We start from the raw sequence: 19,416 nt of genomic DNA, 5'->3' as shown, positions 1-19,416 counted from the left end.
TGTGGCGACTTTGCGACTTCGTAGACTCAGATGGTCCCCAAGCCTGTATCGAGCATTGCGAGTGTCCATGGCCAGTGAAGTCGTCATCGTCCACGCGAACGAGACACCGCCCGAGTCGTGGCACGCCGCCGTGTTCCTCGCCGGTCCCCTCCCCCGGTCTGCTGACGTTCCCGCCTGGAACCGCGACGCTGCCGCGCTCTTCCAAGACCAGTGGCGGCATGACGGCCGCCTGGTCGTCTTCACCCCGGAACTGCGCGAAGGCGTCCTCGCCGATTACACGGGCCAAGCCGACTGGGAGGACCAGTGGATGAACGCCGCTGACGCCATCGTGTTCTGGGTGCCCAGGGACATGGCCACGATGCCAGCGCTGACGACGAACATCGAGTACGGAGCGTGGGTCGCCTCCGGAAAAGTGGTGTTCGGGGCGCCGCCGACCGCGCCGAAGAACGAATACCTCCGGCACCTGGCAGAGGTAAACGGCGTGCCGGTCCGCGACACGCTCGCGGACACGGTCCGGGCCGCACTGGCGCAGGTGGGAACCGGCGCGCACCGCACCGAAGGCGAACGCACTGTGCCGCTCCAGGTGTGGGCGACCGACAGCTTCCAGGCCTGGCACCGCGCGCAGCGGGCCGCGGGCAACCGCCTCGTCAGCGCCCACGTCGAATGGACGTTCCGGGTCGGCCCGGCCCGCGACACCGTCTTCTACTGGGCCGCGCACGTCGCGGTGCATGTGGCGGCCGAGGACCGCGTGAAAGACAACGAGGTCGTGCTCTCGCGTCCGGACACGGCACAGGTGGCCCTGTACTGCCCCGGCCGCGACTTGGACGACACGGTCGTGGTCCTCGTGCGGGAGTTCCGATCCCCGGCGGCCACACCGGACGGTTTCGTACACGAACTTCCCGGCGGCGGCAGCACGCAGGATCCGACCGGTTGGGCCGTCGACGAAGTTCGGGAAGAAACCGGCCTGGTCCTGGACGCCGACCGGTTGCGTCCCCTCGGGGCCCGGCAGGTTGCCGCAACGGTCACCACGCACCGCGCGCACCTGTTCGCTGCGGAAATCACCGGTGCCGAACTTGAGTGGCTGCGGGCACGCCAGGACATCCCGGGCGGCGATGGTCTCGGTTCGGAGCAGACCTGGATTGAACTTGCCACGTACGCCGAGATTCGCGACCAGCGGCTGGTCGACTGGGCAACGTTCGGCATGATCACGCAGGCGCTCGCGGGACGAGTCTGACGGACCGGCGCTATTCCTTTGCGAGGACCGTCATGCGTCGTTTCGTGTCTTTCCGCTCGAGGAGTTTGAGCATGGACTGCTTGCGGCGCCTTGCCGGTGGCATGACGTTGCGGAAGCTCAGACCGTGCTTTTCGATGACCGCAGCGAGTCGAAGCATGTCAGTTCCGGTCTCATACTCCAAGGCCGTCATTGCCGGCGAGCCTTCGCTGCGGACGCTGAACCCGGGCCGGTTCTGCAGCGGCCGGATTTCGACGACGTGCCCCTCCGCGGAGGTGTGTGTGAAACGAGGCGGCATCTGCACAAGCGGATCACCTTCGTACGGCGCGTCTTCCACGACCCATGCGGGCCGCTCGGCCATGACCGCTCGCAGCTCATCGACCTCCGCAGGGAACGGCGTGAAACGCATGACGGGCGGGCCGAATCCGTCCGTTGGCAGGGCGTCCGGCCACCGCCACGACTCGATGTGCGGCAACAGCGCGACGACTGCGGCGACGTCAGTCGGCAAGTCGATCGCTTCAACCAGTCCGCGCTCGGCAAGGTGCGTGTCGTCCAAACCGGTGACGTCCCGGGCTAGGACTGGCGGGTCACCAGCGTCAAATTGGTGCACCACTGAAGGCGGGAATGCCGTAGGCGCTTCGAGTTCCAAGTCGAGCTCAGTCGGCCGGAGGAAGCAACTGTCAGGGACGGTGACGCCGGCGCGTGCCGGGGGCGTCGAAGGCGTGTACGTCCAGGAGCGCGTGCGTTCGTCCAGGATCCAGCCCGGTCGCTCTCGCAGCGCCTGGTCGACGGCAGCCGTGTCGAGGGACGCGTCGGGCTCCGCACCCGGAAGTCGCATACGTTTCTGCATAGCGTCGATTATCAGCGGGTTCGCCGCTGAATCGGGCTGACGACACACCCGACCGTGCACGGTCGTCGACGGAACAGTGAATCATGACAGCCATGGACATGACCTCGCGCTCCCACCCGATGCGTCTCGATGAGCAGTATTTCCAAACGGTCCAGGCGGGCTTGAAGCGGACCGAAATTCGCGTGGCCGACCCGAAACGCCTCCAGGTCAAGGTCGGGGACCGCATCGAGTTCACGTGCATGAGCACTGGCGAGACCGTGGCGGTGACCGTGACGCGCCTGGCGCGATATGCGTCGTTCGATGCCCTGTACGAGGCTGAGGACGCGTCGGCGGTCAATCCGCGCCTGCCGGCCGCGGACCAGATCGCCGGACTTCGCGAACTGTACCCGCCGGAAAAGGAAGCTCTTGGAGTGCTCGCGATCGGCATCGCATTGACGGGCTCAACACGCAAACAGCGGTGACCGCCGCACGCGTTGCAAGGCATACAGGCAGCAATTTCGCCAGAACGCAATCAGTCAAAATCCACTAAAATATAGGGAGGTGTCGGCCCGAAACCTGTTCAATCGCAACGTTTCCGGGCCGCGATTGCATCATCCACTTTGACCCGGAGGTCACCCCGTCATGAGCATCGATCAGTACCTCTCTGCTTCCGCTGCGCTCGCCGACCCTCGCAACCTTCCTGCTGTGCCGGGAGGCCAGCGCGAGCAGCGATACGACACGAGCGGAGTCCGCACAATCGTCCTCGGACGCATGCTCGCGCAGGTCGCCCTGGTCCCCTCGCGGAACGGCCAGATCACGGTCAGCCTCGCCGACGGCGACACCGCCATGTTCGGCGCGTTGCGCGGCCGCGTGGACGGCGGTCGCCTCCTCTTGGACGGAGACCTGCCGTTCAAGCCCGGCTCGGGCGGCGGCGGGTTCAACTCGCACGGCGGGAACGTCTTCGTGGGTGGAGGCTCGTTCTCGTCGACCACGATCATCAACGGCCGCGTCGTCGGAGGCGGAGGGAGCACGTTCATCATCGACGGACGCGAAGTCGACCTGGAGCGCGGCATGAGGCTCGTCATCATGGTCCCGCAGGACGTGAACCTCATGGTTCGCGACCTCGTGGGCGCTGTCGGCATCACCGACACGTTGCGCGGCGCCGTCGACTTCAGCCCGACGTTTCAGGCAAGCCTGGTCGCTTCGCAGATCGGGCACCTGTCGGGCGAGATCAACGGATCGGCGACGGCGACGATCGCTCACGTGAACGGTGACGCGGATCTGGAGATCAACGGTTCGGGCGGGTACGTCATCGGGTCGGTTGCGGGCCAGGTGCGTGCCAGGATCGCCGGGTCGGGATCAGTGGACGTCCGCGGCGGGTCGAGTACGCGCTTGTCCGCGAGCGTGGCAGGTTCCGGCTCGGTCCGGCACGGCGGCGCGATCGATGGGGACGCGAGGCTGAGTGTGGCGGGCTCGGGTTCCATTGCCGTGTCGACCGTGATCGGTGACGCCGACAAGAGCGTGTCCGGTTCGGGCACGATCGTTGTGAAGGGTGTCGTCTACAGGAGGAAGTCAGGGCAGGGCTGGTAGCTGCGCCGATAGGGACGTGGAGCGGTGGGGGGCGGGCTCGAACATGGACCCGCCCCCCACACGCGTTGGCACTCCAGGCCCGCGTCTCGGCGAAGGCTGATCTGCGAGTGGTGGTGGACTGGAACCTCTGACGGCCTTATGGTGCAAGGCATGAAGCGCCGACTCGTTCTTACTGCAGGTGCGGTTTCGACTGCCGCCGCCGTCGTGCCGATGGGTTCGGTCGCTTGGGCTGCGGCCGCGCCGGTCGACACCGCAACGTTCGCGGCCGTGGTCGCAGGAGCACGCCGGGATTTGGACGCTTCCCAGTTGGCAGCGCTCGCCGAGTCCCTGCCGAGCCTGCTTGCCGCCGGACAGTCGGCAGTGGACGGCACCGCAGGCGCGGACCGACCGGTCGCTACTGGCTTGTTCTCGCGTCTGCTGACCGTTGCCGGACATGTCGCCTACCGCACCTCAGACGAGGCTACGGCCGCTCGATTTGCGGTTGAGGCTCGCGCCCACGCGGAAGAGGCCGGTGATGCGGTCGCTGCCTGCGAAGCTGAACGTGTCGCCGCGGTCGTGGTGCGTCGCTCTGGGGACAGCGGGGCAACGGGGTTGATGATGGCGGCCGCGGACCGGCTTGAGCACGCCACCGGTCTCACAGAACCCACGGCACTGTCAACGTGGGCGGAGACAGCCTCAAGTACGGCATACACCTGCGCTGGGTTCGGTGCGTTGGACGACGCAGACGAACTGCTCGCCGTCGCACGCGCGCGCCTTGAGACGGCGGCTCGGCCGACGCGGTTCACCGTCAACGACGTGAACGTGTTCGCCATGTCCACAGCGATGATCGCGGGCGCGTTCGACCTTGTGCTCGACCGCAGCCGCCGCGTCGACGCGGCCCTGCTGACCACGGGGCACCAGCGGGCGCACTTCCACAAGGATGTTGCCCTGGCCGCAGCCGCCGCGTCGACGCGGCCCTGCTGACCACGGGGCACCAGCGGGCGCACTTCCACAAGGATGTTGCCCTGGCCGCAGCCGCGTGCGGTGACCATGGCCGCGCGGTCGCCACCCTGGAGCTCATCGACGCTGAGTCCCCAGACTTCCTTGCCTACAGGCCGTGGTCCCAGGACCTCGCCAGGGACCTTGCCGACACGGCCGCCGGGGCGGCGTCGCCAGCAGTCCGGCGTCTGACCACGTAGCTCCTACCGCGACGCGGTGTCGCGTTTCCGACAGGCCGCACGGACCGTTCGAGGGCCCGTTTCGTCGGTGGCCCTTGGGATGATGCCTGCCGGACACGACGCAACAGGAGGCCGAATGCGACGGTGGTGGGCACTCATTCCACGGCAGCGACGACCGAAACCCGCGGCCGAAGCCGCAGCCGCAGAACTTCCAGAGCTCGAAGATGCGGCCTGGTATGTTCACGCCACCGAAGCCGAATCGGCCTCGTTTTGGCGTATGGCGCGGAAACTGCCTGCGCTTGCCGCTGAGGCGATCGCGCTCGCGTGGGACGCGAACCGGTGGCTCACCGTCCTCGCGCTCGGATTGAACCTCGCCGCCGGCGTGCTGACGACAACGGCGCTGCTCGGTGTCGCGGACGTGACCGCGACCTTGTTCGCGGCCGAACCGACCATGGACCGCATCGTTGCCGCGCTCCCTGCGGTGGCCGTGGTCGCCGGGGCAACCGCGGGCAGGTCCGTGCTCGGTCTCGCGGCCGGGTGGGCGCAGCAGCGTCTCGCACCCCTGGTGCAGAACGCGATCGAAGCGCGGTTCTTCGAACTGTCCACACAAGTGCCGCGCGCGGCATGGGACGAGGACGCGTACGCCGACATCATCGAACAGTGCCGCCAGCGCGGCGTGCGCGCGGTCGTCGAACTGGTCGAAGACACCGTCGACCTCGTGACCGCCCTCGTCACCGTCACAGCGGTGGGTGTGGCCCTGGTCGTGCTGAACCCGATCTTGCTCGTGCTCCTGTTCCTTGCGGCGCTCCCCTCTGGTTGGGCCGCGGTGCGGTCCGCGCGGCTCCAGTACGCGTCGAACCGGTCGCGGGTTTCGCGGCGGCGACGCATGTGGGTGTACGAGATGCTGATGGCGTCGGAGTACACGGCGGACGAAGTGCGCGTCATGGAGCTCGGGCCGTGGCTGCGAGCCCAGTACCGGGTCATGGTCGCTGTCGAGACGGCCGCGGACTTCGCCGTGATCCAGAAGCAGACGTGGACGCGCCTCGCTGGAAGTACCGCTTCCGGTGTCGCGCTCGGCGGCGTGTACGCGGCACTGCTGGGCATGATCGGGACTGGCATGGTGCCGCTCGCGGCCGCGGCCGCCGCCGTGGTCGCGCTGCAGTCTGGTGGGGCCGCGATGCGGAGCCTGATGGTCGCGATCAACACGACGTATGAGGATTCGCTGTATGCCGAAGCGGTCAAGGAGTTCGAGAGAGCCACGCACGAACGCATTGACGCGCAACCGCACCGGCACGTGCCAGCGCCCGTCGAGGGCCCGCTGCCGTCACCGGAGCGGATCACGGTCGACAACGTGTCGTTCACCTACCCGGGCGCGGACGCGCTGTCCCTGGAAGGCGTGTCGCTCGAGATCGAACGCGGGCAGACGGTCGCGCTCGTCGGCGAGAATGGAAGCGGGAAGACCACGCTCGCGAAGCTTCTCTCAGGCCTGTACACACCCACGTCGGGCAAGATCTTGTGGGACGGCCAAGACCTCGCGCTCGTCGACCCGGACTGGTGGCGCGGCCACGTCTCCGTCATCGGCCAGATCATCTACCACTGGCCGCTCGGCGCGGGCACGAACATCCGGATCGGCCGTCCCGACGCCGACGCGGAGCAGGACGCGATCGCGGAAGCGGCGCAGACCGCAGGCGCGCACGACATGATCATGAAACTCGACCACGGCTACGACACGCTCCTGTCCAAAATGTTCAAAGGCGGCACGATGCTGTCCGGCGGCCAATGGCAGCGGATCTCTGCAGCTCGTGGCCTGTTCCGCGACCCGGACGCGAAAGGCGTCCTCATCTGCGACGAGCCCTCAGCCGCGCTCGATGCTTTGGCCGAAGCAAAGCTCTTCAACGCATTGCAGGAACGGGCCGGGCAGGGGATCACCGTGCTCATCTCGCATCGCCTGTCCGGGGTGCGTTCAGCGGACCTGATCATCGTCCTGGAGGAAGGCCGCATCATCGAGACCGGGGACCACAGCACGCTCATGGCACGAGGCGGCAAATACGCGTCCATGTTCGACCTGCAAGCAGCCTCATATCTGCCCTAGCGAAAGCGGTGCGGGCGCGAACTGCGGTGAACTTGGTGGAGCAGTGGTGGCGGTACTGCCGGTCCTCGTTCGGCGTGCGGGGAACGGACACTGAACCGATCCCGCGGCTCGGGGAGGTTCTGGGTGCGTTGGAGCGTTCATGGGCTGCTGGCGTTCCAGATGCTGACCGTGAAGACGTTGCGGCCGCGGCCGCGAAACGGTTTGAGCCTGAAGATGCGCTGATCGGCCAGCGCGAGCAGTAGGCCGTTCGTGAAGTTTGCGCCGCCGCCATGGTGGGGTGCTCTGCCCCCGCCGTGACGGCTGCTCGCTAGTGCCACGGGGATTGGTCGATTGTTTCCTTCATTCGGCCGGTGGTATTGCGGTAATAACGGCCAGGAGTTCGTCGCGGACCTCAGTAACCGCTGAGCAGTCGCTGCTGCCAGTCAGGTCGGTGATTCGCTGGTGCAGCGATTCGTGTCCGACCTTGCGGAACGCGGCGGTAGCAGCGGCTGCGGCAACCTGAAGCCGGTTGTAACCGGAGTTCCCCAGGACTGTTTCACCGGGTTTCGATTGGGTGAGTTCCGTGTTTAGAACGTCGAGAACGATGTTGATGAAGTACATGGAAACCGAGTTGGCGCGGACGTCGTGGTCGGGATTCATAGGTCTCATTGTGTCGCAATAGTTGCCTACGCTCAGGTCTGGCTGACGGTGGGTCACAGGCTTGGCCGCGGCGGCGGCCAGGACCGGTCGCGCGTCGCCCCAGATTGCCGCCGCGGCTGGGACATGTTCGGCCCGCCACACGTTCGGGTCGGCATCCAGCGACCCGAACGGGGCGCGCGGTGCTCCGGCGAGTTGGCCGTCAGGTGCGGATCGATTATGCGTAGGCCCACGTCGCAGGGGCGCATTTGGCGAGGTCGAGCGTGACGGCGAGACCCATGTGGTCGCTGGCCCCAGCCGGTTCGGTCAGCATGCGGTAGTCGACGACCGTGTCACGCAGTGCGCGGGACGCCATGACCCAGTCGATACGGTCGGTTTTCCCCGTGCGCGCCAACGCAGCCATGTCGCCGGTGCGTTCGTGATGAAGGACGGCCGTGTCGTAGTACTCGTAGTCCAGGAGCCGTTGTGCCACTTCACGGTTCGGCGTCCAGATCCGCTCCCCGGTCGCAGCGTCGAGCGTCCAGTCGCACCGGTTTGCGCGGTTGTACGGCCGCATCTTCTCGATGTCGGGGTCAGGTCCGGTGATAGGGCTGGAGTTGAAGTCGCCGGCGAGGAACGCGTACGGGCCGTTGTAGTAGGCGTGCGTTGCGAGTTTCGCCGCTTCGATCTTGGACCGTTCTCGGTCGTACGGGTCGAGGTGGCAGACGGCAAGGGAAAGCGGCTGTTCGAGGCCGGGCGTGTTCCACGTGGCAATGCCGTACCCGTGGTAGAACTGGTCGCGGTGCCGATCGTCAAAGTTGACGAGGTCGCCCATCGTGTCCGGGTTGTACAGGATGACGGACGGTTGACCTTCCAAGGTATGCACGCGGGTGATCCCGGCAAGTTCGAGGCCGAGGTCCTTCTGCGCGCGTTCGAGGTAGGGGCGGTAGACCGTTCCATCGGGCGCGGTCGTCTCCGTTTCCCAGCCGCGGCATTCGTTCAACGCGAGCACGTCAATCGGTCCCGCGGACTGGAGGCGCGGCAGGATCCCTTCAGGCCAGCGGTCGTCTTCCACCTGGCCGCCCCCAGTGAGTCGGAAGCCGCCGTGGGCGATGTTCTGCAGGACGAACCGTACGGTCGGAGCTTTCACCACGAGGTATCCCCTTGTGTCTAGTGGTAGTCCCAGTTGGCTTTGGCGTGGTCGATCCGGTCAAGGTCGAGCCGGACTGCGACCGCATGGTGGTCACTTGCCCATTCGGGGCTCGTGATGACCTGGTAGTCGACGAGCGCTTCGGCGAGTGCTGGGGAAAGGCAGATCCAGTCGATGCGCATTGACGGGCATGTCCATGCCAGGTACTGCTTGTTGCGGGTGCGCTGGTACATGAGTGCGGCGGCGTCCCCTAGGCGCATCGCGTGGAACGCTTTGGCCACCTTCAAGTTCGGGCGCGGTCGTTGCACTTTGAGCAGCATCGAGCGGATCGCCCTACCGATGCGTCCGGTCGGCTGCCAGTAGAACGCTCGAGGAAAGTGGAACCGGTTCGCCCAGTTGTACGCGGTCATCGGGCCCGTGTCGTAACTGTGACGGCCGACGAGCGGCAGATAGTTGAAGTCCCCCAAGGCGACTGCGTATCCGCCGTACCGGTAGGCGCGGCAGGCGACCAGGTGCGCTTCGCTTTTGGCGGCGTCAGGGTCGAACGGCGTCAGGTGCGAGACGCACACACCGAGGCGTTTCCCGTCCGGGAGGCCGGGAACTGCAAAGCCGGCAAGGCCGAGCCCGTGATGGGAGGAGTTCGAGTGTTTCGTGAACCATTCGGCGTCGGCACCGAACTGGGCGGGGTCGTACAGCATGGCGGGGGCGTTCCCGGAGCCTTCGGTGCAGATGCCGAGCGGTTGAAGTCCGAGGTCGGCAGCGGCCGTCTCGAGACGGGCCCAGTCCCATCCTTCGCATTCGTTGAGCGCGACGAGCGCCGGCGTCACCGTAGTGGCCGTCCCGTCCGGTTCGGTCCATGTCACGGTTTTGAGTCGCTCGACAAGCATCGGCCAGCGCTGGGCGCCGATCATCTCTCGGGGCATGCCAGGGTGCGCGTCGAGGGCGCCGGCGCCACGCCCGATGTTCTGGACGACGAGGGTCACTTCACGCATGCGGCGGCCCATCCTGTGGGACGGAAACGGAGCGTGCTCATGAGGCACCCGGCGCGCTGAGGGTTGCGTAGATGGCGGTGGCGTCGTCACTGCGTTTGTTTCGCGGGTACCGCTCGCCGAGAGGGTCGGCGTGTTCGAGCGCGCGGACGCGGTCGATGATCGTGGTCGGGCCGGACTTTGCCGCCATGGCCAGCAGGCCATCGAAGTCGGTTTCGACGAACAGGTCAGCCAGGCGTGCAGCACCATCGGAGAAGATCCCGACTGAGGTGACGTCCGCGAGCGTGACCGCGCCGGTGAGGGCCTGGTAGGCCACGGTCGGGTCCGTGGAGGCCACCCAGTACCCGCCGGGGCGGTTACGCCAGGCGTGCTCTTCCTGCTTCATCTGGAGGAGCACTTCAGCTTTCCGGGGGTCGCCGATCGGGTACCGGTCGGCTTCGTCCCGGTAGCGTTCACCGACGTGCCGGTGCGTCACCCGGTGCACGTCCAGGCCCTTATCGTGGTCGATCGCGAGGGTGACATCCCCGAGCACGATCCATTCGAGCAGGTCACCGTTCGGGCGGGCTGCGGCGAGGACCGCGCACGGCGTACCGTCGAACGTCAGGTCGCACGCGGGGTCGTGCATAGCGGTCACGTCGCCGATCGCGGCCGCGAGCGCGTCCTGCATGGACTTGCTGCGGTCAGCGGCGTGGTGCGCAAGCGCGCTTGCGAGCCGATACGCGTATACGCTGACGCCTTCGCGGCATCGAGTTTCCGTTCGTGCCGTGGCGCCGTCGACGACAACGAGGACGTGCTCGCTGGCGATGAACGCGTCCTCGTTCGGTTTAGCCGATCCGGGGTCAGTAGCAGCGGTGATGCGCACAGGCAGGGATTCCGTTCGTTGAAGCGTGGTTCGCTGGGGGATGCTGACCGATCGGGGGAGCAGGTCCGGTGCGCCTGTCAAGCGGGGAGTTAGACGCTGCCCTCACCATTCGCGTTGTCGGCGGCCTTGAGTCCGAGAGCAACAAGTTTCGCGAGCGCGTCCGTGTACGGCATGGTGTGCCGGGCGGCGAAGGTCTCGACCCGCAGCCGCATCTGTTCCGCAGCTGGGTCACCGAGAAGCTGCAAGTTGAGAATGACAATCTCGAGATCAGGGTTGGCTTGGTCCACGCGGATGGCGCGAACGAGTTCCTTGTACCGCTCGGGGGAGTCCACGGGAACACCAACAGTGGTCACCGAGTTCATGAGCTGAGCGGTTCCCGTGGCGACGTTGCGTCCTTCGAACGCGACCAGGTACGTGTACATGACCTAGTCGAGGCGAAGGTTGGTGATGACGTCCGCTTTGACGATGCGCTTGGGCGCTTGCTGAAAGTTGTTCTCGAACTTCGGGTTCCCGCCGCCGCTGGTCATCGTGACCTGTCCGTTGTCGTCGCAGACGATGCGTGTGCCGTCGATCGTGAAGTCGTCGCCGCGGCGCACGTCGATGTCGTTCCCGTTGAGGTGGAGCGTGTACGCGCCGCCGTCAGCGGTCTCCGCCGAGGCATCGAAACGGTCCAGGAAAGTCACGGCAGGCTCCTCGGGGATCAGTGTGCGTTCAGCACCTATTTTACGGGTTTTTCGCGGCTCGTGGGGCGGCCGTTTCGGGTGCGCATCAGGGCGCGGGTACAACGGACGCTTCAAGAAGCGCCAGGTGGTCGGGGTCCATGGTGCCCTCAGCGGCTCGCTGTCGGGCGATGGCAAGGCATTCGGCTCGGAATGCCGCGTCGGGGTGGGCGGCGGCCTGCTCGGCGGCGAGGTGGCACACCCGGAGCAGGTCAACGCCGATGATCGGCCAGCCGTGTTCGCGGACGGCCTCAAGGAACCAGCCGTGGAAGGCGTCGACGGTGGTGCGGGCCATGAACATGTGGGTGCAGTCGGGGTCGTCGCCGGCGTTGGGCCCGGTGTGCCAGGGCTGGTCGCAATGCCGGATGCCGGTCGCGGCGGTTTCCCCGAGGAGGTCCAGGGACGCTGAGACTGACCCCAGGAGCGGGTGTTCGCTGTCGCCGCCGAGGAAGGACGGGAGGTGTCCGGGCGCGAAGAGCGCCGCAAGTTCGTTGCCGTACGGCACGGTTTCCGCTTCGCCGCTGGGGATGGCGAGGCCTTGGCGGCGGATGCGGGCGGCGGCGCGGTAGTGCGGGAGGATCCCGAAGCTGGTGTTCGTGTCGACTGGCTTCACCACGGTGGTGGCAAGGTAGTCGAAGTCGCTGACGGTTTCCCATCCGTGTTCGCGCACTGGGTAGTCAGGGTAGATGTCGCCGCTGACGTTCATCAGATGTTCGGGGCTGGTGAGGTAGTCGGCCTTGCGCGGGTCGGGAACGGTGGCGATCGTGACCGTGTGGGATTCCCTGAAACCGGTTTGCGTCGGCGTGATGACGCGGTCGAGGACCGCCCATGCCCAGTCGATCGTCTCGGTGGTGGTGTCGCTCATCGGAGGTGCCCTTTCCGTCGCGGATCGGCTGTGAGCGTATCAACACGGTTACGGGGCGGGCCTCCTCAAGTCCTGCGTGCGGGCGTGAGGTCGTCGGCGAGGGCGGTGATGGGTCGCTGTTCTGCTTCGGCGATGTGTTCGGCAGCGGACCGGTACAGGTCGGAGAAGCCTGGGGTGTCGGCGCTGGCGGGGACGGCGGCGGCAAGTCCGGTCGGGTGGTACCAGAGGATGACGGCGACCTGGGTGGTGTCGGGGACGCGGCCGGGCTGCCAGCCGTGCATTGCCAGGTAGGCGGTCAGGTGGAACAGGAGGTCGGATTCGCGTCCTGCGGTGCAGGGCAGGGACTCGACGGCGAGCCCGGACCGGATCATGGAACGGATCACGGTGGCGGGGTGGAGGTTCCAAGTGGTGGCTATGTGTTGGATGTCGGCGCGAGTGGCGTCATCGAGGATTCGGAGGGTTTCGAGGTCGTCGTGTTGCAATGGGGGTCCTGTCGTGTTGCGCGGCTGAGGGTTTCCGCACTCGACGTTACCTGAGAATCACCATGTGCTGAGACCCGCTGCAGCCTTGGCGCACAGCGCTGAGGACCGAGGCATTGATGGTGGCCTCACCGGCCCTACGGGCGACTTAGCGTCGCCCTAGGCCCGATCGTTCAGGTGATACGCCGACGTGTAGATGTGCCAGGGCCGATCAGTGTGTCGCACTGGGCGCCTTGACCTGCGGTGCGGCAGAGTTCGTCATGAACTTTCTTGCTGGTTTCGCTTGTGCGCGTTACGGTCCGTGGCCTCACTGTCTACAAGGAGGCGTTATGGGATCGAATGAGGTCACGGAGGCCGTCGCGGCGTTGTGCGACCCGGCTGCGGTCACGATCGGAGGCCAGGCCGCGCACGTGCCCGCGAAATTGGAGCAGCTGGCGGACGCGCTCGCGAACTCAGGTGAGGCGGGGGACGGGCTGCGGTCGTTCGCGCATTCGGTGCCGCCGATCGACCTGGGGGCGTTCGAGTTGTGGCGGGCCGTTGACGAGTCAGCGCGGGACTGGGCGGCTTCATGCGATGTGGACGCGGGCGCCGTGTGCGCTGGGCTGGACCGGGTGGCGCAGGTGCGGGCGCTGTGGCAGGCGGCAGGGAAGCGTGTGAGCGGCCGCGGGGAAGACGACGTTGTTCGGTTCGTCGGTGACGTTCGGGCGTGGGCGGACCGGATCGAGCAGTTGCTGAACCCGTCGAAGACGGTGCGGCGTATCTGGGGTGCGGCGTGCCCGCATTGCGAGGCGTCGATGACGGAGGCGTGGGTTGAGGATCAGCGGGTGAGGGTCCCTGCGATCGCGCTGATCCCGGAGGCGGAGGGCCGGGCGGCGGCTTTGGTGTGCGGGCATTGCGGGTGGGCGCGGCGTGTACCGGTTCCCGAGCGAGTCTGAGCCGTGCGTGCGCGAGGTCCCGGTGCCGGCGGGACGGTGCGTCTTCAGGTGAGAGCGTCGGGCTCAGTTGCGGTGAGGGCCAGGTCGTCGCTGACGGTTTTGGCGAGAACGCCGCGGAGTCTCGACTGGGCTGCTTCGAGTTCGTCGAGGCGTCGTCTCGTTTCGTCGTCGATGGTTCCTGCGGGAAGGCGCGTCAGGATTTGCGCGAGCGCGTTCCCGATGTCGTTCACGTGTGACTGCGTGGCGCTGTGGATCATGTCGGCTTCGTCGAGCCGGGCGTGCACGGCCGCGTTTTGCGCGGTGGCCTCGGAGAGGAACAGCTGCAGGCACAGCATGAAGATGATGGTGACGATGGAGCAGGCGGCAAGCGTGCACCAGATCGCGACGAACTTCTGCATCGGGGCCAGGAGTGCGCAGAGGATGAAGATGACGGTCGCGCCGGTGGCGATGGTCATGATGAGCCAGGGTCTACGTGGGTTTGGGGTATGTACTGTCACCATAGGGACACGTTTGGCACATGGGAACGGTTACACCCGTGAGCAGTGTCTCATTGGGAGTTTCGTTTAATCCCGGTAGCCAACTCTAGCAACAGGAGTGTCTGGTGCTCGTATTCTCGGCGTTCCTCCGCCGGCAGGTCCGGATCTGCGAGAACCTCCTCGATCGCGTCTATGGCTGCCTTGACTTTGCGGGCGCGAACCGCCCCGGGAGCGGCGATGTAACCGAAGTGGCGCAACACGGGGTCAGGGTCGAGGTCGAGCCCAAGGCAGAACCGGACGAGGTTTTGGCTGCGTGGCCGGTGGCCACCGGTCCGCTGCCAGTTGGAGATCATGGGACGGGGGACACCGGTCAGCTTCGACAGATCCTCAAGCGAGTGTCCGAACCGGTCTCGGTGAGAAACGACGACGGCACGGATCCAGTTGTTGATTGTCGGGCATGCTTCGATGAACCGCGGGTCGGTGGGTTGGTGCCCGTACTGGGTTGCACCGTCCGTCACGATCTCGTATCCTCTGTATCCTCGTAACACTTCCTGATTCAGGAAACGTTACGCCCCTACATGGCCGAGGTCTACCCTCAAACCGATCGCACACCGAGTGAGGTGCAACGATTCATACTTTCGGTTGATACTTAACGACATTCCGGGTCATGCACGCACCACCGACAAGCGGTACGGTTGCATCACTCGAACGCATCTCCCTTGTGGCCCACCAGGTCCGGTCAGACCGGACCACAAGGGAGATACCTACCTTGAGTACGGGCGCGCCGCGGATTGCAGTCCGCGGCTCGCCCGGCAATCAACTCGACTTCACCGAGAGGATGCCGTGAAGCCTTACCTTAGCCGAACCCGGCGGGTTACCGTGCTGTCACATTCGCGACAGCAGGGTGTCCCCCCAGTACAACCGGGAGGCCCCGCGTGGGCCTGAAACGACACGACTACACGTCCACCACTGGAAAGGCTTGGCACGCCTACTATCTCGACGGCCGCCAAGTGCCCGGCGTGACCACGATCCTCGACAAGACACTCGCCAAACCGAGCCTGATCGACTGGGCCGCGGCCAAAGTCGCCGAAGCGGCCTTCGACGCGTGGGAAGCGTACGAGCACACCGGCGACGTCACGTCCCTGTTCGCAACCGCCGACGAGCTCGCGGCCGTTCCCGAGCAGTACAAGCGCGCCGCGGCCGCACGCGGCACCCGCGTGCACCATGCCGCCGAGAAGTTCCTCCGCCACGGCACCGGCGGTATCGCCGCGCCGGACATCGCCGGATACATGCGGGCGTTCCTGGACTGGCACCGCGAGGTCCAGCCCGTCCCGGTCCTTATCGAACAGTCGGTGGCGAACCGGACCTGGCGGTACGCAGGAACGGTGGACCTCATCGCCGACATTGACGGCGTGCGCACCCTGCTGGACTTCAAGACCGGCCGTTCGCTCTACGTCGAAGTCGCCCTGCAGCTCGACGCGTACCGCAACGCGGAGATTTACGTCGACGCCGCCGGCGACGAGCAGTCCGTTGCCGACCTCGGCATCGAAGCGGTCCAAGTCCTTCACTTGCAGGACCACGGCGGCTGGCACGTGTACGACCTGAACGCGGGCCCGATCGTGTGGCAGGTGATGCAGCACCTCGTGTGGCTCTACCACCAGATGAAGACCGTGCAGAAAGCCGACTGGATCGGGGCGCCGGTCCGCTCCGGTTTCGCTGCGGAGGTGGAAGCGTGAGCGACGAACTGGCGACCACCGTCGAGCTGGTCCCCGAACCGGTTCCCGTGGAGCATCCCACCGACGAGTCCAACCCTGATGAGTCCAACGTCGCCGCGGCCGCGGTTGCCGTCCTGGAACGGCCAGCGGCTTTGGCCAACCCGGCGGTCCCTGCTGCCGCAGTGTCGCCGATGGCGCAGTGGGTCTCGGACGCCTCCGAGATTTACCGCATGTCGGTCAAGCTTGCGGCCACGTCGTTCGTGCCCGCTCAGTATCGGGAGATGCCGTACGAGGTAACGGCGGCGATCCTGACGGGCCTTGAACTGGGCATGCGGCCAATGGCGGCTATCAGGGCGATCGTCCCGATCCAGGGAACGCCGACGCTCAAAGCCGAGTCAATGCGCGCGTTGCTGCAAGCGGCCGGACACCGCATCCACTTGGTGGAGGCAACGCCGAAACGCGCGGTCGTGCACGGGTGGCGGAAGGGCCAGTTCGACCTGGACCCCGAAGTGTCCGTGTGGACGTTCGAACGGGCCGCGCAGCTGCGCCTGACAGGCAAGTCGAACTGGCAGAACATGCCGCAGAACATGCTTGTGGCGCGTGCGACGAGTGAATGCTGCCGGTTGACGGCTGCGGACGCGCTCGGCGGTATTCACTACTCGACTGAGGAAATGCTTGACGTCGAGCCGGACGAGCAGCCGAAGCGGGCGCGCAAGTCGCGGAAGGCTCCAGCTGCGGTTCCTGAACCGGCCCTGACGCCAGTGGACGTGCCCAGCGTGGAGGCTGAGGCCGTCACTGCCGAAGGTTCCGGCTGACTGACTCCGGGGCGGGCCGCGTGCCCGCCCCGGGGCTCAACCTTGTACGGAGCGGACTGATCCTCCCGGTCCAGCACCGCCTACCTACCTACCGGTGTTCCCATCCCCAACCCTTTCGGAGCACACCCATGACCCACAAACCTGCATCTGCAATTCGGATCCGCAAAAGGGACAGACGGTGGTTCGTCCACTGCGCTGTCCACAAGCACCTGCATGCCGAAGACACCTTCTCTGAAGCGATCGGGTGGACCACACGGCACTGGTCCGTCTTCCACTACCTGCCGGCGCTCATCCCACTGAGCAGCAACCCAACCGGTACGGGCCCGTTCGTGCGGCTCGGCGGTCCAACAGCACTACCTGTGAGCGCGTGACCGCCGTACTAGGCGCCCTCTCCTTTCCCTCAACTTTCGCTTCGGAGCACGAATGACAACCGAACACATCAAGGTGTACAAGGCCAGCGGGTCGTGGATCGCTGAATGCCCGTGCAACGCCTACCGCAAGTCGACACTCGCGTCGTCGGTGCACGACTGGGCGATCGAGCATCGCGACGAGCACCGGGCCGCGTTTCATCCGCTGCTCGCGCCCACCGACGCGCTCGACGTCGTCGACGTCACGGTGGAGGCGACGCCAGCGGATCCGAGCACGCTGTTCCTGCAGATCGACTTGGCCCCGGTGGCCGCCGGGGCGGGCCGGTGACGGCCGCGCCGGCGCTGCGCCGGTTCCTGTTCCCGGTTGACGCGGACTTGCCGATGTCGCTTGCGGCCACGAGGGCTCGTGACCTGCTCGCGTTCGCGTGCCTCGGTGACGGCGTCGAGCTCGAGTGCGAACCGCGGTGGGATTTCACTGCAGCGCCGTCGTCCCGGGAAGGGCTCGCGGTCGCTACGGCCCTGGTCGTGCCGGTCCCCGGCGATGAGGAAGGCCTTGGTGAAACGGCCCTCATGCAGCGGGCTGCGGACCGTCGCCGGTGGGCGAAAGCGCGCCTGCACGGGCGTGAGGTGCTGATCCGGCGGACGTACGACGAGGACTGGACCGCGGCGGAAACCGCACGGTGGTTCGGGATCAGCGTGAGCGACGTGTGCCGGTACGGCTGGCCGGCGACGTTCGAAGCGGGCGGCGTGCACACGGTGCCTTGACCGGGAGCATCGGGGTGTCCGGCACGCCCTGGTGTTGCTTGATTGTTGTTGCCGCGCAAGGTCTTTGCGGAGATCAGCGTCGGCGTTCGATTGTAGACTTTGGGGAGAAAATGACGAAGGTCAAGCGCGCCAACGCTTGACCTTCCGAACACGGAGAAGAGCCTAAGGAAGCTCCCCGTGCGACGTGGCGACAGGCCAACCGAGCGGCCTGTTCGCCCTACTGACGATAGCGCACTCCGGTACGTGTGTGCGCTGTCGATGGAGCCCGTAAGGGCCGCGTCGCCGGTCTCCCCTACCCAATAGGAGACCCACCTATGCAGACATTTTTGGAATCTTGGGGCAAAGCGGTTGCCCTGTCGGCTGTCGTTGACGACGACTGCGTCGCCGTGCCCGGTGCCGTCACGATGGCGTTGGCGGCCACCGGGAACCGGTTCGCGCTCGTTGTGTACGCGGCCCTCGTGCGCCGCGTCGGCGCTGGCGAACCGGTCACGTTGGGCGCGCTCGCGCGCGACCTCCGCGTCCCGCGCCGCAGTCGTGAGCAGCTGCGCCGGGTGGTGCAGTTCCTGTTCGACCTCGAGATGATCCCCGCGATCATCGCCGCTGATGCTGGGGTGTCCGTCGACGGACACGAGGCGGTGTTCCCTCAATGATGGCCCGTGACCTGCTTTTTCATGGCTGCGGCCCCGAAGGGGCCTCCTTTCTCCTTCCCCGGGCGGCGCGGGCCGCGACCCGTCCGACGCGCCAGCGTATACCTCGCGTAAGAGATATGTCGTTGCACTTCACGGTTGGCGGTGGGCAGTGACCGGCACGGAATCCACTCCCCCGCCCTTGGACGCCAGCGCGATCGAAGCGTGGGCCGAGGGCCTGTTCAACCAGATCATGGACCTTGAGGACGAACGAGCATACCTGCGCGAAGAAGCCCGCGTGTACCTCGCGGAGCGCCCCGATCATGCGCTCGCCGCGCTTCCGGGCGTGCTCGCCCTCCAGTACGCCGTCACCGCGCTCATTGACGAGGTCGACGAGCTGACCGAAGCCGCGAACGGAGGCCAGTCGTGAACGAGTCAAACGAGATCCACGTGCCGCGAGCGTTCACGCAAGCCCGCCTCACCGCGGAGGAGATTGCAGTGGCACTGCAAATCATGGAGGCTCATGCGGCTGGTCGCACTGTCACCGTCAGCGAGCTGCGAAACCACATTCCTGACATGGGACAAACTCGCGCGAGCAAGGCTCTCCGGAAGCTTCAAGAGCGCCGTTTCCTTCTCCGCGTTGCGTACAGCGACGAGAACGGCGGCAACCATCAGGTCGAGTACATTCTGACGCCGAACGGTGAACCACCCGTCCCCGAGCCCATCGACCCCTGGGAACCGGAAGGCCGACTGCACACCGTCTACCGATGCTTCGATGCCGCAGGAGATCTGCTGTACGTCGGCATGACCAAGGACCTTCAGCAGCGGATGAAGGCACACCAGGCACGTAGCCGCTGGTGGGATGAGTTCGACCACTGTGCTGAAGCGCAGTTCATCGGCCGTAGAGCGGCCGCAATCGCCGAAGCACTCGCGATCAGGGACGAAGCACCGAAGTTCAACCGGCGGGGGGTCATCACCGAATGGGCCACCGTTCGGGTCGAGCCAGCTCCACGAAAGGCCCGCATCTGGGAAGACAACGAGGTGTCGGCGCCGATGCTCGGTCGCCATTCGGAAGGCGGGTCACGGTGATGACCGACCTTGCACCAGTGGTCGAGTACCGAGGGCGGATCAAACCCGG

At 66.2% G+C, this 19,416-nt stretch carries 24 protein-coding genes; 13 read left to right on the top strand and 11 right to left on the bottom strand.

All coding sequences use genetic code 11. The annotated features are described in order from the left end of the window. Positions 1–67: 67 nt before the first annotated feature. On the top strand, positions 68–1,234 hold the full coding sequence (locus JHY01_RS17945; protein WP_205327040.1) for a nucleoside 2-deoxyribosyltransferase domain-containing protein: 1,167 nt from the start codon (positions 68–70) through the stop codon (positions 1,232–1,234). Positions 1,235–1,244: 10 nt separating this feature from the next. Here JHY01_RS17945 and JHY01_RS17940 read toward each other — a convergent pair whose 3' ends face one another. Next, positions 1,245–2,081, bottom strand: a complete 837-nt coding sequence (locus JHY01_RS17940) for a hypothetical protein (RefSeq protein ID WP_205327039.1) — start codon at positions 2,079–2,081, stop codon at positions 1,245–1,247. 92 nt (positions 2,082–2,173) lie between these two features. On the opposite strand from JHY01_RS17940, the gene JHY01_RS17935 reads away from it, so the two are divergent. The 4 genes from JHY01_RS17935 to JHY01_RS17920 all read left to right on the top strand — a co-directional run bounded on the left by JHY01_RS17935 (position 2,174) and on the right by JHY01_RS17920 (position 6,899). Continuing rightward, a complete protein-coding gene (locus tag JHY01_RS17935; protein WP_205327038.1) occupies positions 2,174–2,542 on the top strand; it encodes an ASCH domain-containing protein in 369 nt (122 codons plus the stop codon). 160 nt (positions 2,543–2,702) lie between these two features. Then, entirely contained in the window at positions 2,703–3,650 is a 948-nt protein-coding gene (locus tag JHY01_RS17930) for a GIN domain-containing protein (protein WP_205327037.1), read from the top strand. A 150-nt stretch (positions 3,651–3,800) separates the two neighbouring features. Continuing rightward, a complete protein-coding gene (locus JHY01_RS17925) occupies positions 3,801–4,613 on the top strand; it encodes a hypothetical protein (protein WP_205327036.1) in 813 nt (270 codons plus the stop codon). A gap of 471 nt (positions 4,614–5,084) precedes the next feature. Further along, positions 5,085–6,899: an ABC transporter ATP-binding protein gene (locus JHY01_RS17920; protein WP_205327035.1), complete on the top strand. Its 1,815-nt coding sequence runs from the start codon at positions 5,085–5,087 to the stop codon at positions 6,897–6,899. Between the two features lie 339 nt (positions 6,900–7,238). Here JHY01_RS17920 and JHY01_RS17915 read toward each other — a convergent pair whose 3' ends face one another. The 8 genes from JHY01_RS17915 to JHY01_RS17880 form a co-directional block, all read right to left on the bottom strand. Next, positions 7,239–7,538, bottom strand: a complete 300-nt coding sequence (locus JHY01_RS17915) for a hypothetical protein (protein ID WP_205327034.1) — start codon at positions 7,536–7,538, stop codon at positions 7,239–7,241. Positions 7,539–7,752: 214 nt separating this feature from the next. Then, positions 7,753–8,667 (bottom strand): endonuclease/exonuclease/phosphatase family protein, encoded by a 915-nt coding sequence (locus JHY01_RS17910; protein ID WP_205327033.1) that lies wholly within the window; start codon positions 8,665–8,667, stop codon positions 7,753–7,755. Between the two features lie 17 nt (positions 8,668–8,684). Further along, positions 8,685–9,656, bottom strand: coding sequence for a hypothetical protein (locus JHY01_RS17905; protein ID WP_205327032.1), 972 nt, complete (start codon positions 9,654–9,656; stop codon positions 8,685–8,687). Between the two features lie 37 nt (positions 9,657–9,693). Beyond that, on the bottom strand, positions 9,694–10,515 hold the full coding sequence (locus JHY01_RS17900) for a protein phosphatase 2C domain-containing protein (RefSeq protein WP_205327031.1): 822 nt from the start codon (positions 10,513–10,515) through the stop codon (positions 9,694–9,696). A gap of 89 nt (positions 10,516–10,604) precedes the next feature. Next, positions 10,605–10,937 carry a hypothetical protein gene (locus tag JHY01_RS17895; protein ID WP_205327030.1) on the bottom strand — a complete coding sequence of 111 codons (333 nt, stop codon included), beginning with the start codon at positions 10,935–10,937 and terminating at the stop codon, positions 10,605–10,607. 3 nt (positions 10,938–10,940) lie between these two features. After that, on the bottom strand, positions 10,941–11,198 hold the full coding sequence (locus JHY01_RS17890; RefSeq protein WP_205327029.1) for a hypothetical protein: 258 nt from the start codon (positions 11,196–11,198) through the stop codon (positions 10,941–10,943). An 85-nt stretch (positions 11,199–11,283) separates the two neighbouring features. After that, complete coding sequence (locus tag JHY01_RS17885; RefSeq protein WP_205327028.1) at positions 11,284–12,099, bottom strand: hypothetical protein; 816 nt, start codon at positions 12,097–12,099, stop codon at positions 11,284–11,286. 65 nt (positions 12,100–12,164) lie between these two features. Beyond that, positions 12,165–12,581 carry a hypothetical protein gene (locus JHY01_RS17880; RefSeq protein ID WP_205327027.1) on the bottom strand — a complete coding sequence of 139 codons (417 nt, stop codon included), beginning with the start codon at positions 12,579–12,581 and terminating at the stop codon, positions 12,165–12,167. A gap of 326 nt (positions 12,582–12,907) precedes the next feature. Between JHY01_RS17880 and JHY01_RS17875 the strand changes: the two genes are divergently transcribed. Further along, on the top strand, positions 12,908–13,513 hold the full coding sequence (locus JHY01_RS17875; RefSeq protein WP_205327026.1) for a hypothetical protein: 606 nt from the start codon (positions 12,908–12,910) through the stop codon (positions 13,511–13,513). A gap of 44 nt (positions 13,514–13,557) precedes the next feature. Here the strand turns inward: JHY01_RS17875 and JHY01_RS17870 are convergent, their stop codons facing one another. Together JHY01_RS17870 and JHY01_RS17865 are read right to left on the bottom strand one after the other, a co-directional pair. After that, the gene (locus JHY01_RS17870; RefSeq protein WP_205327025.1) at positions 13,558–13,968 is read right to left on the bottom strand and encodes a hypothetical protein; all 411 of its coding nucleotides are present in this window, start codon (positions 13,966–13,968) and stop codon (positions 13,558–13,560) included. Between the two features lie 92 nt (positions 13,969–14,060). After that, a complete protein-coding gene (locus JHY01_RS17865) occupies positions 14,061–14,507 on the bottom strand; it encodes a helix-turn-helix transcriptional regulator (RefSeq protein ID WP_205327024.1) in 447 nt (148 codons plus the stop codon). Positions 14,508–14,924: 417 nt separating this feature from the next. On the opposite strand from JHY01_RS17865, the gene JHY01_RS17860 reads away from it, so the two are divergent. The 7 genes from JHY01_RS17860 to JHY01_RS17830 all read left to right on the top strand — a co-directional run bounded on the left by JHY01_RS17860 (position 14,925) and on the right by JHY01_RS17830 (position 19,367). Beyond that, a complete protein-coding gene (locus JHY01_RS17860; RefSeq protein ID WP_205327023.1) occupies positions 14,925–15,725 on the top strand; it encodes a hypothetical protein in 801 nt (266 codons plus the stop codon). Next, positions 15,722–16,519 (top strand): hypothetical protein, encoded by a 798-nt coding sequence (locus JHY01_RS17855; protein ID WP_205327022.1) that lies wholly within the window; start codon positions 15,722–15,724, stop codon positions 16,517–16,519. Before JHY01_RS17860 ends, JHY01_RS17855 begins: the two co-directional genes overlap by 4 nt. A 423-nt stretch (positions 16,520–16,942) precedes the next feature. Continuing rightward, positions 16,943–17,215, top strand: a complete 273-nt coding sequence (locus tag JHY01_RS17850) for a hypothetical protein (RefSeq protein WP_205327021.1) — start codon at positions 16,943–16,945, stop codon at positions 17,213–17,215. Then, complete coding sequence (locus tag JHY01_RS27820; RefSeq protein ID WP_205327020.1) at positions 17,212–17,652, top strand: leucine zipper domain-containing protein; 441 nt, start codon at positions 17,212–17,214, stop codon at positions 17,650–17,652. Before JHY01_RS17850 ends, JHY01_RS27820 begins: the two co-directional genes overlap by 4 nt. Positions 17,653–17,966: 314 nt before the next feature. Continuing rightward, positions 17,967–18,302, top strand: a complete 336-nt coding sequence (locus JHY01_RS17840) for a hypothetical protein (RefSeq protein WP_205327019.1) — start codon at positions 17,967–17,969, stop codon at positions 18,300–18,302. A gap of 148 nt (positions 18,303–18,450) precedes the next feature. Next, positions 18,451–18,708, top strand: coding sequence for a hypothetical protein (locus JHY01_RS17835; protein WP_205327018.1), 258 nt, complete (start codon positions 18,451–18,453; stop codon positions 18,706–18,708). Further along, on the top strand, positions 18,705–19,367 hold the full coding sequence (locus JHY01_RS17830; RefSeq protein WP_205327017.1) for a GIY-YIG nuclease family protein: 663 nt from the start codon (positions 18,705–18,707) through the stop codon (positions 19,365–19,367). Before JHY01_RS17835 ends, JHY01_RS17830 begins: the two co-directional genes overlap by 4 nt. Positions 19,368–19,416: the final 49 nt, after the last annotated feature.

Origin of the sequence: Glycomyces sp. YM15, assembly GCF_016918015.1 — a bacterium.
GTDB lineage: Bacteria > Actinomycetota > Actinomycetes > Mycobacteriales > Micromonosporaceae > Glycomyces.
The sequence above is the reverse complement of the archived record's forward strand: the minus strand, read 5'-3'. Positions and strand labels throughout refer to the sequence as shown.